Here is a 13,070-nt window from a genome sequence, read left to right on the forward strand (position 1 = left end):
AAGGTCTGGCGGAACGCGCCACGACCTGCGATGGGCAGCGCGCCGTTGATGGGCAGCGCACGGCCGCGGGACAGTCGACACCATGTTGGACATGAGTTGGGGCGAGGTGATGCTGATCGGCGGCGTCGCCCTCATCGTCATCGGCCCGAAGGATCTGCCCAAGGCCCTGCGCACGGTCGGTCAGATCACGGGCAAGATGCGGCGCATGGCCGGAGAGTTTCAGTCGCAGTTCAACGAGGCGATTCGCGAGGCGGAGTTCGACGAGATCCGTCGCGAGGTGGACGGCGTCAAGAAGTCCGCCAGCACGATGGGGCCGACCTTCAACCCCGTCCAGACCATCCGCGACGAACTGAAGGGTGCGGTCGACGGCCGGACCGAGACGAAGGTGACGTCCTCGCCTACGCAGGGGCTCGCCAACGTGGCGGATCAACTGGCCGAGCGCGAGAACAGCATCCAGGCCCCTGTCCCGCACGAGGTCGGTCCGGTGGAATCGCTCCCGGACCTGCCACCGCGGCCTGCCTCGATGGCCAAGGAGGCCCCAGCCTCGACCCATGCCTGGACCGCCGACCCGCTGAGTTCCACCACGCCCTCCATCACACCCGCCGATCCGCCTCCCACCGAGCCTTCTCGACCAGAGACGCCGGCCAAACCGCAGCTTGATTCCGGCAGATGATCAACGAGACCGACGACGCCGAGATCGAAGCCTCGCGGGCCCCGCTCCTCGACCACCTCATCGAACTGCGGTCGCGGCTGATCAAGTCGCTGGCCGCCTTCGTGGTGATGTTCTTCGGGTGCTTCTTCTTTTCGCGGCACATCTACAACATTCTCGTCTACCCCTACGTCTCGGTGGTCGGTGTCGAGAACGCCAAGCTCATCGCGACGCACTTCCTCGAGCAGGTCTTCACCAACATCAAGCTCAGCGTCTTCGGGGCCGGCTTCCTGGCCTTCCCGGTGATCGCCACCCAGGTCTACGCCTTCGTGGCCCCGGGCCTCTACCGCAACGAGCGTCAGGCCTTCCTGCCCTACCTTGTGGCGACGCCGGTATTCTTTATCCTCGGCGCACTGGTGGTGTTCTTCCTGGCGATGCCGCTGCTGATCCAGTTCTCGGTTTCGCTGCAGCAGATCGGGCAGCCGGGCGAGGCGACGATCGCCCTCCTGCCGAAGGTGGACGAGTACCTCTCGCTCATCATGACGCTGATCTTCGCCTTCGGCATCGCGTTCCAGCTGCCGGTGATCCTGACCCTGCTCGGGCAGATCGGCGTGATCGACACGGCGTTCCTGCGCGAAAAGCGCCGTTACGCCATCGTCCTCGTCTTCGTGGCCGCCGCCATCCTGACGCCGCCGGACGTGATCTCGCAGCTCTCCCTGGCGATCCCCATGCTGCTGCTCTACGAGGCGTCGATCTTCTCGGTGGCCCGCGTCGAGCGCCGTCGCACCGCCCGGCGCAAGGCCGAGGGCCTGGAGCCCTAGGGCATTCGCCCGTGCCTTAGGAAGCCTCGGCGCTCGCCATCGTCATCGCCGAGGCTCCCGATGTCCGCCAGCGGTTCAGCTCGGCATCGATCGCCCCTTGCGTGCCACGCATGAACTCGGCGCCTGTCAGGCCGGGGGGCAGGGGAGCCAGATAGCTCACCGTCACGGTCCCAGGGCTGTGGCGGGCGCCGCCGTGAGGCCAGAACAGACCGGAATTCACCGCCACCGGCAGCACACTGAGCCCCAGCTTGGCGTAGAGCAGTTCGACGCCGCGCTTGAACTGGACGGGCTCGTCGATACCGCCGCGGGTGCCCTCGGGAAACATCAGCACCGAACGTCCTTGCGCGATCGCTGCGCGACTCTCGTCGATCATCACCCGGAGGGCCTGGGTGCCGTTGGCCCGGTCGATGATGATCATCGGCGAGCGACGCAGGAACCAGCCGACGATGGGGATGGCCACCAGTTCGCGCTTGGCCACGATGGCAACGTTCGGCACCAGAACGAGGAAGGCGAGGGTCTCCCAGGCGGACTGATGGTTGGCCACGATGAGGCAGGGCTCGGCCGGGATGCGGCTGCGGCCTTCCTCGACGTAGGTCAGCCCGATGATGCGGGCGAGGCCGAATAGGATCCCGCGCGACCACAGGCGGGTGAAGGCGCGGATGGGCCGTGCCGGTGCGCCCAGAAGGGCAAGCACCGCCAGCGGCAGGATGAACAGGGCGGTCCAGCCGGCCCAGTAGGCATTGAAAAGCGCGGAACGGATGCGCGACACGTGACAATCCCTCGATCTCGCCCGACGCGCGATCCCTCGCGGATCATGAGCCTCTGGCGCGGCATTTCCCCGGCGACGGCGGCGGCGATCCGGTCTATGCCGGCCCGCCGCCGTCGCGCGGACGATCCTTTAAACACTTTCCAGTTTCACGCGAGCCGAACGCCGTGCGCCTGACCGTCACCTCCTGGAACATCAACTCGGTGCGGCTGCGCATCGATTCGGTTCTGCGTTTCCTGGCGGAGGCGCAGCCGGACGTGCTCTGCCTGCAGGAGACAAAGTGCCCGGACGACGCGTTCCCGCTGAAGGCCCTGCGCGGGTCGGGCTACGAACACGTCGTGTTCGCTGGTCAGAAGGGCTATAACGGCGTCGCGATCCTGTCGCGCTTCCCGCTCGTCGCCCGTGACGTCATGGCCTTCTGCGAGCGCCAGGATGCGCGCCACATCTCGGCCATGCTGGGGCCGGAGGCCGGGAAGGCGGCGGGGATTGTGCTGCACGATTTCTACGTGCCGGCCGGGGGCGACGTGCCGGACCGCGTCCTCAACCCGAAATTCGCGCACAAGCTCGATTTTCTGGACGCCTTGCGCGCCTGGGGGGGCCGGCGGGGCAGCGGCCCGGCGATCCTGGTGGGGGATCTGAACGTGGCTCCGCTGGAGCACGATGTCTGGTCCCACAGACAGCTCCTCGACGTGGTGAGCCACACGCCCATCGAGACCGAGCGGCTGGAGACCCTGCGGGGAGAAGCGGGCTGGATCGACACCGCCCGCCTGCTCGTTCCGGAGCCGACGAAGATCTATACGTGGTGGAGCTATCGCTCCCCCGACTGGGCGGCGGCCGACAAGGGCCGGCGCCTCGACCATGCCTGGGTCTCCCCGGACCTGGCCGGGACGGTCCGCGACCTGACGGTGGCGCGCCATGTCCGGGGCTGGCAGCGTCCCTCCGATCATGCGCCGGTGACACTGACCCTGCACCTGTAAGCGGGCAGCCCCATCGACTTGCGCATCCACCGGCCGGCGTCCAGTCCTCGGATCGGGCGTTTCTGCGAGATAACATTCTCCTGAATGGTTCGCCGTGGATCGCGATCATCCGTTTGCGTGTCACCGCCCGGTCATGCGCGCAGCGTAGGGGCGGCGTCCATCATCCCTGATGGACAGCCCGAGAGCCCGCATGAACTCCGCAGCACGGGCGGTCCGCCGCGAAACCAGCCTCGGCCTGACCCAGGCCGTTCACCGCAGCCGAGCGCTGTCCCGCGCCGGCTTCGCCGAGCGGCTGTTCACTCTGGCCTTCAGCGGATTGGTCTATCCGCAGATCTGGGAGGACCCTGCAGTCGACATGGAGGCCCTGGCCCTGACGCCACAGGACCACGTGGTCGCCATCGCGTCGGGCAGTTGCAACGTGCTGTCCTACCTCACTGCCGATCCGGCGCACATCAGTGCGGTCGACCTCAACGGGGCGCATATCGCCCTGGGGCGCCTCAAGGTCGCGGCTTTGACCCGATTTCCCGATTCGGAGACCTACCTGCGCTTCTTCGGGCGCGCCGACACTGCGGACAACGTGGCCGCCTACGACGCGCACATCGCCCCGCACCTCGACGCGGCCTCTCGCGCCTACTGGGAGACGCGGCGCCTCGACGGGCGTCGACGCATCGCGGCCTTCTCCGAGAACATCTTCCGGCACGGGCTGCTCGGGCGCTTCATCGGCACCGGGCATCGGCTGGCTCGCCTCTATGGCTGCGACCTCTCCGCCGTCCTGAAGGCCCGCAACCGGGAGGAACAGCGCGCCCTGTTCGCCGCACACGTGGCCCCTCTGTTCGACAAGCGCCTCGTGCGCTGGCTGATCCGGCGCCCGGCCTCCCTCTACGGCCTCGGGATTCCGCCGGCCCAGTATACGGCGCTGGCCAAGGACCGCCCAGGCGGCATGGTCGACGTGCTGCGGCACCGGCTGGAGCGCCTCGCCTGCGACTTCGATCTCGACCGGAATTACTTCGCCTGGCAGGCCTTCGGCCGGGGCTACGCGCCGGGCTCCGACGCAGCACTGCCGCCCTATCTTCAGCCACGCCACTTCGAGACCTTGCGGGCACGGGCCGGTCGGGTGAGCTATCGCCAGCAATCGATGACGGCGTTCCTGGCCGGGAGCCCGGACAAGAGCGCCGATGCCTACGTGCTGCTCGACGCGCAGGACTGGATGAGCGATGCCGACCTGACCGCCTTGTGGACCGAGATCACCCGGACCGCGCGGCCCGGGGCGCGGGTGATCTTCCGGACGGCGGCCGACGAGCGCTGCCTGCCCGGCCGCGTGCCGGAGGCAATCCTGAACGCCTGGGACTACGCCGAGGCCGAGAGCCGCGCCGCCGTGACGCGCGACCGCTCGGCGATCTACGGCGGCTTCCATCTCTACCGCCTGCGTGCCGTATGAACGATGCCGCGCATGCGATGGACCGGATGTACCGGCGCCAGCGCCACCTCTACGACGCCAGCCGGAAGTTCTATCTTCTGGGCCGTGACCAGACGATCGCCGAACTTGCCGTGCCGGCAGGCGGCTCCGTGCTGGAGATCGGCTGCGGTACCGGACGCAACCTCGTGCGCATCGCCCAGACCTATCCGGGCGCTGCCTGCCACGGCCTCGACGTCTCGGCGGCGATGCTCGACACCGCCGCCCGCAGCGTCGCGCGAGCCGGGCTCGACGGGCGCATCAGCCTCGCGCGCGGAGACGCCACGGCTTTCGACCCCACGGCCCTGTTCGGGCAGGACGCTTACGATCGGATCCTCATCTCCTACGCACTGTCGATGATCCCGCCCTGGGAGCGGGTCCTGGCGGAAGCCGTCGGCCATCTCGCACCCGAAGGGCAGCTCCACGTGGTGGATTTTGGTGGGCAGGCCGGCCTACCGCGGCCGGCCCGGGCGCTCCTCAACCGCTGGCTCGCGGCCTTCTCGGTGACGCCGCGCGCGACCCTGCCGCAGGTGGTCGCGGACGCAGCGGCGAGAACAGGTGCCGAAGCGTGCGTGCGCCAGCGCTTCGGGGGCTATTGCGTGCAGGCGGTGATCGTTCGCCGGACCGGCAGCGGCGTCCCGGCTGGTGGTGGCGGGCCGCCCATCCCGGATCATCGGCCGATTGCGTGAGCCAACTTCGGAACGCGTGAGCCGGCCGCCGCATTGGTTCTGCAACGTGGTGGCCTACGGGCCGCCCCACCCCGGAACCGGAGATCGCTCCTCATGCGCAAGCTGCTTGTCGCCTTCCTGCTCCCGAAGCTCGTTTCTTACCTGCGTCGCCGGTACTCCGGCCGCCCGAGCCCACGCCACTACTCCTGAGTTCAGGCCGCCGAGGCCTCCCGAGGCTTCGGCCCAGCGGCGCGGTGCAACCGTGCCGCCTTTCGGCCGTAGCCGAAGTAGATCGCCAGCCCGATGGCGAGCCAGACGGCCAGACGCAGCCAGGTGTCTCCCGGCAGACCGAGCATCAGGCCGAGACAGGACAGGATGCCGAGCACCGGCACAACCGGCATACCCGGCGCCCGGAAGGGACGCTGTCGATCCGGCTCCGTCCGACGCAGAACCAACGCAGCCGTACAGATCACGATGAAGGCGAAGAGCGTTCCGATGCTCACCAGTTCGCCGAGAAGATCGATGGGCACCAGCCCCGCCACGAGGGCGGTGACGATGCCGATTGTGATCTGGCTCGTGGCCGGCGTCCGGAAGCGCGGGTGCACACGTGCGAATGCCGGAGGCAGCAGACCGTCGCGCGCCATCGCGTAGAAAATTCGGGCCTGTCCGTAGAGCGCGGCCAGTGCCGATGTCGTCAGGCCCAGGATCGCCCCGACCTTGATCGCCGCCGAGAAGGGGCCGAGCCCGATCACCTCGACGGCCTTGGCGATTGGATCGGGCACGTCGAGGGCTCTGTAGGGCACGAGGCCGGTCAGCACGGCCGCCACCGCCACGTAGAGTACCGTGCTGATCGCCAGCGACCCCAGGAGACCGATCGGCGCGTCGCGCTGCGGCTGCCGCGTTTCGCCCGCCGCCGTCGAGATCGTCTCGAAGCCGATGAAGGCGAAGAACACCACGCCGGCTCCCCTCAGGACCCCGCTCCACCCGAACTCCCCGAAGGTGCCGGTGTTCTCCGGTACCAGCGGCGACCACAGGCCCGTATCGACGTGAGCCGCGCCGATGCCCACGAAGGCCAGGATGATGATTATCTTGATCACCACCATCACGGCGTTCACCCGGGTCGATCCGCGATTTCCGCGCACCAGGAGCAGCGTCAGCAGACCAATAAGGAGGGCCGCCGGCAGGTCGAACCACGCCGTCGCAATGCCGGGGAGGGGACTGAAGGGGGCCGCCGTGAGGGCAGGGGGCAGGTGGAGGCCCGCCGTACTCAGCAGCGAGCGGACATACCCCGACCAGCCCACCGCCACGGTGGCGGCGCTCATGGCGTATTCGAGGACCAAGTCCCAGCCGATGATCCAGGCGCAGGCCTCGCCCAGGGTTGCAGAAGTGTAGGTGTAGGTACTGCCCGAGGCCGGCACCATCGCGGCGAGTTCGGCGTAGCAGAGGGCGACGAACCCGCAGGCGACACCGCCCAGCACGAAGGACAGGGTCAGGCCGGGGCCGGCATAGTTTGCTGCCGCGGTGCCGGTGAGGACGAAGATGCCCGCCCCGATGGTCGCCCCGACGCCAAGGGCCACGAGGTCGCAGGCGGACAGGGAACGCGGCAGGGACGACGGCTCGCCGCCCTCGTCGGACGAGGCCAGGATGTCGAAGACGGATTTGCGTGCGGTGAGACTATTGCCTGTCATCGGTCAGATTGTCACATGGCGGTGGAACGCGCGCCATCGCGGCAAATTTCGCGCCATCGCGGTCGGCGGCAACCTAGCCGTGTTGTCAGAGCCGGGCGCCTCTGGTAGCCTTCAACACAGCATCAAGAGTCAGGGCGATCCCTGACGCCAACCTACCCTCCCGGGCAAGGTGGCACCCTCCGGCGAACGGCGGGGATGTGGCCGGACCGGCAACCAAACGGGCTTCGCCATATCGCTGTCTCGGCCGGTCGACGCGCTCCTGATGCGCACCGGGCCAGACGAGAGCGAACCATGTTGACGGAAACCCGTCCCCCCGAGCCGCAGCAATTTGCGAGCGACAACTACGCCGGCATCTGCCCGGAGGCCTGGGCGGCGATGGCAGCAGCCAACCAAGGCTCAGTCCCGGCCTATGGCGAGGATCCGTGGACGAAGCGGGCGGCCGACGCGTTCCGGACCCTGTTCGAGACGGAGTCCACGGAGGTGTTCTTCGCCTTCAACGGCACGGCCGCCAACGCGCTGGCGCTCGCTTCGCTCTGTCAATCCTATCACAGCGTGATCTGCTCGGCCTCGGCCCATGTCGAGACCGACGAGTGCGGGGCCCCCGAATTCTTCTCCAACGGCTCGAAGCTCCTCGTGGTGGCGAGCCCCGACGGCAAGCTCGACCCGGCCCTGATCCGGGGCGTCGCCACGGGACGCTCGGATATCCATTTCCCCAAGCCTCGGGTGGTGACGATCACCCAGCCCACCGAGACGGGGCAGCTCTACAGCCTCGCCGAGATCCGTGAGATCGCCGCCACCTGCCGGGATCTGGGCCTGCGCCTCCACATGGACGGGGCGCGCTTCGCCAATGCCTGTGCCAGCCTCGGCTGCAGCCCCGCCGACATGACCTGGAAGGCCGGCGTCGACCTTCTCTGCTTCGGTGGCACCAAGAACGGCATGGCGGCGGGCGAAGCGATCCTGTTCTTCGACCCGGCACTGGCGGAGGATTTCGGCTATCGCTGCAAGCAGGCGGGACAGCTCGCCTCGAAGATGCGCTTCCTCTCCGCCCCCTGGGTCGGGGTCCTGGAGGACGGCGCCTGGCTGCGCCACGCGAGCCACGCCAATGCCTGCGCACAGCGTCTCGCCTCGGCCGTGGCGGATGTGGCCGCCTTCGACCTGATGTTCCCGGTGGAGGCCAACGCGGTGTTCCTGCGCGCCGCGCCCGAGCACCTCAAGGCTCTGCGCGCCCGGGGCTGGCGCTTCTACACCTTCATCGGCGGCGGCGCCCGCTTCATGTTCGCCTGGGATTCGGACCTCGCCCGGATCGCGACCCTGGCGGCGGACATCCGCGCCGTGGGCACCTCGGTCGCCGTGGCGGCCTGAGAGGTCGATCTCTCATCCCAACAGACCGAGGGCTGGCGTCACAGCCGGTTTCGTGTATGGTCCGCGCCGCTCCGACCCGTGTGAACGGGGCCGGGGCACAAGCTGCTTGTGGGCCTGACCGTGCTGGACGACATCCCGGCACCGGCCTTCCACGAGCGTGGCGCGGCTCTCCTGACGGGGCCGCCCGTTTCCGAAAACCCGTACCGAAAGGCACTGCGATGTCGATCACGGCAGAGCGCAAGACCGCGCTGATCAAGGAATACGCGACCGGCGGCAAGGACACCGGTTCTCCGGAGGTCCAGGTGGCGATCCTCACCGAGCGGATCACCAACCTCACCGGCCACTTCAAGACCCACGGCAAGGACAACCATTCCCGCCGCGGCCTCCTGAAGATGGTTTCGCAGCGCCGCTCGCTGCTCGACTACGTCAAGCGCAAGGACGAGGCCCGCTACCGCAGCCTCATCGAGCGTCTCGGCATCCGCCGCTAAACACGGCGCTCACGCGGTTCCGGGCCCGGCCCGGGACCGCGTTTTGACAGTTCGGGTTGCCGGAATGGGTTCGGCCACTCGAAAACCCGGGCGACTTGAAGGCGGATGCGTCGGGGACAGGATCGCGGGGGGCACGGTGCGCGGCGCCCCCCGCCATCTTGCCCCTGACGGCGCCGGGTTCGCCCGACCGCAGGAAGGCTAGACATATGTTTGATATCCAACGCGAAGAGCTGATGTGGGGCGACCGCAAGCTCGTCCTCGAGACGGGCAAGGTGGCCCGCCAGGCCGACGGTTCCGTCATGGCGACCTACGGCGAGACCTCGGTGCTCGCCACCGTGGTGTCCGGCAAGGAGCCTAAGGCCGGCATCGACTTCCTCCCCCTCACGGTGAACTATCAGGAGCGCGCCTACGCCGCCGGCCGCATCCCCGGCGGCTACTTCAAGCGCGAGGGTCGGCCCAGCGAGAAGGAGACCCTGGTCTCCCGCCTCATTGATCGCCCGATCCGCCCCCTCTTCGTCGAGGGCTGGCGCAACGACACCCAGGTCGTCGTCACCGTCCTGACCCACGACCTTGAGAACGATCCCGACATCCTCGCGATGGTCGCCGCTTCCGCCGCCCTGACCCTGTCGGGCGTGCCCTTCATGGGCCCGATCGGCGCCGCCCGTGTCGGCTATGCCAACGGCCAGTACAGCCTCAACCCGCTGGTGGCCGACCTCGAGGCCTCGACCCTCGATCTCGTCGTCGCCGGCACCCAGGATGCCGTCCTGATGGTCGAGTCCGAGGCGAAGGAACTCGACGAGGAGATCATGCTCGGCGCCGTGATGTTCGGCCACAAGCATTTCCAGCCGGTCATCGAGGCGATCATCCGTCTGGCCGAGAAGGCCGCCAAGGAGCCCCGCAATTTCCAGGCTCCCGAGAACGGCGACGTGGAGCAGGCCGTCCTCGACGTGTGCGAGTCCGATCTGCGCGCTGCCTACAAGAACACCGTCAAGCAGGAGCGCTACGCCGCCGTCGACGCCGTCAAGGCGAAGGTGATGGCCGCCCTCTGCCCTGCCGAGGGCGAGGCGAAGTTCCCGGCCGAGAAGGTCAAGGCCGCGTTCAAGGAAGCGCAGTCCAAGGTCGTGCGCTGGAACATCCTCGACACCGGCTCGCGCATCGACGGCCGCGACGTGCGCACCGTGCGCCCGATCGAATCCCAGGTCGGCGTGCTGCCCCGCGCTCACGGCTCGTCGCTGTTCACCCGCGGCGAGACCCAGGCCCTCGTGGTCGCCACCCTCGGCACCGGCGAGGACGAGCAGTTCATTGACGCGTTGGAAGGCACCTACAAGGAGACCTTCCTGCTGCACTACAACTTCCCCCCCTACTCGGTGGGCGAGACCGGCCGCATGGGCTCCCCGGGCCGCCGCGAGATCGGCCATGGCAAGCTCGCTTGGCGCGCCGTGCATCCCGTGCTGCCGCCGGCCCACGAGTTCCCGTACACGATCCGCGTCGTGTCCGAGATCACCGAGTCCAACGGCTCCTCCTCGATGGCCTCCGTCTGCGGCGCCTCGCTGTCGCTGATGGATGCCGGCGTGCCCCTGCGCCGTCCGGTGGCGGGCATCGCTATGGGCCTCATCCTCGAGGGTGAGCGCTACGCCGTGCTGTCCGACATCCTCGGCGACGAGGACCACCTCGGCGACATGGACTTCAAGGTGGCGGGCACGGAAGCCGGCATCACCTCGCTGCAGATGGACATCAAGATCGCGGGCATCACCGAAGAGATCATGAAGGTCGCCCTGCACCAGGCGCAGGAAGGCCGCGTCCACATCCTCGGCGAGATGGCCAAGGCCCTGACCGACGCCCGTCCCGAGCTCGGCGAGTACGCACCGCGCATCGAGACCATGCAGATCCCCACCGACAAGATCCGGGAAGTGATCGGCACCGGCGGCAAGGTGATCCGCGAGATCGTCGAAAAGACCGGCGCCAAGATCAACATCGACGACACCGGCACGGTGAAGATCGCTTCCAGCGACGGCAAGGCCATCAAGGCCGCCTACAACTGGATCCGCTCCATCGTGGCGGAAGCCGAAGTTGGCATGATCTATGACGGCACCGTCGTGAAGACGATGGAGTTCGGTGCCTTCGTGAACTTCTTCGGCGCCAAGGACGGCCTCGTCCACATCTCGGAGCTCGCCGCCCAGCGGGTCGCCAAGGTGACGGACGTCGTCAAGGAAGGCCAGAAGGTCAAGGTCAAGTTCCTCGGCCAGGACGATCGCGGCAAGATCCGCCTGTCCATGAAGGTGGTCGACCAGGAGACCGGCGAAGACCTCACCGAGAAGCTCAAGGCCGAGCGCAACGCCGAGCAGGACCGCGCCCGCGGACCCCGCCAGGAGGCGTAAGCTTCAGCCTGAGCCGGGTGCGCGAGCGCCCGGCGATGGTCCGAAACGAGAAAGAGCGCGGTCCCGCCAGGGCCGCGCTCTCTATCGTTCGGAGGAACGGCCTCGGCCCCGGACCGACTGAAGTTCAGGCCGCCCGCTCGCGCAGGTGGGCGATCAGTGCCGCGGCGGCGCTGCCAGGGTCGCGATCGTTCCAGATCGTGCACGCGGCTTCGATCGGGACGACGCGCTCGAGGCGGCTGCGCAGATCACCGTCCTCGGGCCGGGCGCGGGCCGCCAGGCGCTGGGCGAGCACGTCGGACGCGGCCGTAATGGCGACGACGCCGACATGCGGCAGGGTCCGCCGAGCCTCGTCAACGATCCGGCGGGAGACGTTGCAGACCACCACCCGTCCGGCCCAGGCCTGCTCCACGGTCTCGGAGGGGATCGCGTAGCCCAGGCCATGGGCCCGCCAGTGCAGAGCGAAGGCACCGGAGGCGGCGCCCGCGGAAAAGGCCTCCTCCGTGAGGGCGACGTTGTCCTCGTGGGCCGAGGGCGCCCGGGTGATGAGGCGGCGCGGGAAGACGAAGCGGGGATCGCCGGCGAGCGCGTCCCGCGCCAGCCGCAACAGGGTGTCCTTGCCGGCCCCGCTCGGGCCGACCACGAGGGCGAAGCCGCCGGGCATCACACCACCCGCTCGCCGGCGCGCCAGACCTGGCGCACGACCGGCACGCCCCGGGCGAGGCGGACCCGGACGAGATCGGCGCGCAGGCCCGATTCCAGTCGGCCGCGATCGGTCAGGCCGGTGGCGCGGGCCGGATTGGCCGTCACGGTGGCGATGGCGTCAGGCAGGCTGATGCCGGGCACGCGCTCGGACAGGCCGAAAGCGGCCATCAGCAGACTTGCCGGCACGTAGTCCGAGGACAGGATGCTGAGGATACCGGCCTCCGCCAGGGTATGAGCCGCGACGTTGCCCGAATGCGAGCCGCCCCGGATCAGATTGGGTGCCCCCATCATCACGGTGATGCCGGCCGCGTGCGACGCCTCGGCCGCCTCCAGGGTGGTGGGGAATTCGGCGAGCGCCACCGACTCGTCGCGCGACAGCGCCACGTCGGCCAGCGTGGTGTCGTCGTGGCTGGCAAGCGGGATGCCGCGTTCGCGAGCCAGCGCCACCAGGGCGGGCCGGTTCACGGCGTTGAGGGCATGGCCGTCGCGCATCTTGCGCTCGGTGCTGAGCTTGATCTCCTCCAGGGAGCGACCGCCGCGCCCGGCATAGACGTAGTACTTGGCCACATCGCGGAACTGACGCTGGCCCGGCGTATGGTCCATCAGCGACAGCAGGCCGATGGCATAGCGCTCGGCGAAGGCGCGCACGGTCCCGACCACGTCGGTGGAGGGAATCTCGCAGCGCAGATGGGTGCGGTGCTCGGACCGGAACAGGTCCGCACCTTGGGCTTCCGCCAGGGCGGCAGCCAGAAGCTCCAGTTCGGTGCCGAGGCCGCTGCCGTCCGGATCGGTGCCGGCCCGCAGCGAATCGAACACCGTGGTGATGCCGGACGCCGCGATCTGGGCATCGTAGGCCAGCACCGCCCCGAGGGGATGCCAGCGCACGCCGGGGCGCGGGGCGTAGTGGCTCTCCAGATGGTCGGTGTGGAGTTCGACGAGGCCCGGGATGATGGTGTCGCCCGCGCAGTCGAGGCCGCGCTCGGGCGCGCGCCCGGTGCCGATCTCGGCGATGCGCCCGTCGACCGCCGCGAGCCAGCCGGTCTCGACCCGGTCGGGCAGAACCAGGCGCGCGTTCTCGAGAATTTCGACCCGGTCCGTCATGCTTGCCTGTTCCCGCT

General features: G+C 68.7%; 12 protein-coding genes and 1 riboswitch. Of the genes, 8 read left to right on the plus strand and 4 right to left on the minus strand.

Annotated elements, in window-relative coordinates; translation table 11 throughout:
* The first annotated feature begins 82 nt into the window (after positions 1 to 82).
* Together tatB and tatC are read left to right on the plus strand one after the other, a co-directional pair.
* A complete protein-coding gene (gene tatB, locus ASF57_RS20850) occupies positions 83 to 673 on the plus strand; it encodes a Sec-independent protein translocase protein TatB (RefSeq protein ID WP_056486947.1) in 591 nt (196 codons plus the stop codon).
* Positions 670 to 1,470 carry a twin-arginine translocase subunit TatC gene (gene tatC / locus ASF57_RS20855; protein WP_056185248.1) on the plus strand — a complete coding sequence of 267 codons (801 nt, stop codon included), beginning with the start codon at positions 670 to 672 and terminating at the stop codon, positions 1,468 to 1,470. Before tatB ends, tatC begins: the two co-directional genes overlap by 4 nt.
* 16 nt (positions 1,471 to 1,486) lie before the next feature.
* Here tatC and ASF57_RS20860 read toward each other — a convergent pair whose 3' ends face one another.
* Positions 1,487 to 2,239, minus strand: a complete 753-nt coding sequence (locus ASF57_RS20860; RefSeq protein ID WP_056185252.1) for a lysophospholipid acyltransferase family protein — start codon at positions 2,237 to 2,239, stop codon at positions 1,487 to 1,489.
* Positions 2,240 to 2,403: 164 nt separating this feature from the next.
* Between ASF57_RS20860 and ASF57_RS20865 the strand changes: the two genes are divergently transcribed.
* From ASF57_RS20865 to ASF57_RS20875, 3 genes are all read left to right on the plus strand, one after another.
* The gene (locus tag ASF57_RS20865) at positions 2,404 to 3,213 is read left to right on the plus strand and encodes an exodeoxyribonuclease III (protein ID WP_056486950.1); all 810 of its coding nucleotides are present in this window, start codon (positions 2,404 to 2,406) and stop codon (positions 3,211 to 3,213) included.
* Positions 3,214 to 3,403: 190 nt separating this feature from the next.
* Positions 3,404 to 4,651, plus strand: coding sequence for a DUF3419 family protein (locus ASF57_RS20870; RefSeq protein WP_056486953.1), 1,248 nt, complete (start codon positions 3,404 to 3,406; stop codon positions 4,649 to 4,651).
* Entirely contained in the window at positions 4,648 to 5,355 is a 708-nt protein-coding gene (locus tag ASF57_RS20875; protein ID WP_056486955.1) for a class I SAM-dependent methyltransferase, read from the plus strand. The genes ASF57_RS20870 and ASF57_RS20875 overlap by 4 nt, the downstream gene beginning before the upstream one ends.
* Positions 5,356 to 5,546: 191 nt before the next feature.
* Here ASF57_RS20875 and ASF57_RS20880 read toward each other — a convergent pair whose 3' ends face one another.
* Positions 5,547 to 7,022, minus strand: a complete 1,476-nt coding sequence (locus ASF57_RS20880) for an amino acid permease (RefSeq protein WP_056486958.1) — start codon at positions 7,020 to 7,022, stop codon at positions 5,547 to 5,549.
* Between the two features lie 114 nt (positions 7,023 to 7,136).
* A riboswitch (SAM-I-IV-variant riboswitch) is annotated at positions 7,137 to 7,249 on the plus strand.
* A gap of 64 nt (positions 7,250 to 7,313) precedes the next feature.
* On the opposite strand from ASF57_RS20880, the gene ASF57_RS20885 reads away from it, so the two are divergent.
* The 3 genes from ASF57_RS20885 to pnp all read left to right on the plus strand — a co-directional run bounded on the left by ASF57_RS20885 (position 7,314) and on the right by pnp (position 11,250).
* Complete coding sequence (locus ASF57_RS20885; RefSeq protein ID WP_056486960.1) at positions 7,314 to 8,384, plus strand: low specificity L-threonine aldolase; 1,071 nt, start codon at positions 7,314 to 7,316, stop codon at positions 8,382 to 8,384.
* Positions 8,385 to 8,602: 218 nt separating this feature from the next.
* Positions 8,603 to 8,872, plus strand: a complete 270-nt coding sequence (gene rpsO / locus ASF57_RS20890; RefSeq protein WP_055950756.1) for a 30S ribosomal protein S15 — start codon at positions 8,603 to 8,605, stop codon at positions 8,870 to 8,872.
* Between the two features lie 206 nt (positions 8,873 to 9,078).
* Complete coding sequence (gene pnp / locus ASF57_RS20895; protein ID WP_056185267.1) at positions 9,079 to 11,250, plus strand: polyribonucleotide nucleotidyltransferase; 2,172 nt, start codon at positions 9,079 to 9,081, stop codon at positions 11,248 to 11,250.
* 124 nt (positions 11,251 to 11,374) lie between these two features.
* Here pnp and phnN read toward each other — a convergent pair whose 3' ends face one another.
* A complete protein-coding gene (phnN, locus tag ASF57_RS20900; protein WP_200935907.1) occupies positions 11,375 to 11,911 on the minus strand; it encodes a phosphonate metabolism protein/1,5-bisphosphokinase (PRPP-forming) PhnN in 537 nt (178 codons plus the stop codon).
* Positions 11,911 to 13,053 (minus strand): alpha-D-ribose 1-methylphosphonate 5-triphosphate diphosphatase, encoded by a 1,143-nt coding sequence (locus ASF57_RS20905; RefSeq protein WP_056185348.1) that lies wholly within the window; start codon positions 13,051 to 13,053, stop codon positions 11,911 to 11,913. Before ASF57_RS20905 ends, phnN begins: the two co-directional genes overlap by 1 nt.
* Between the last annotated feature and the right edge of the window lie 17 nt (positions 13,054 to 13,070).

The organism is Methylobacterium sp. Leaf117 (genome assembly GCF_001422985.1).
GTDB lineage: Bacteria > Pseudomonadota > Alphaproteobacteria > Rhizobiales > Beijerinckiaceae > Methylobacterium.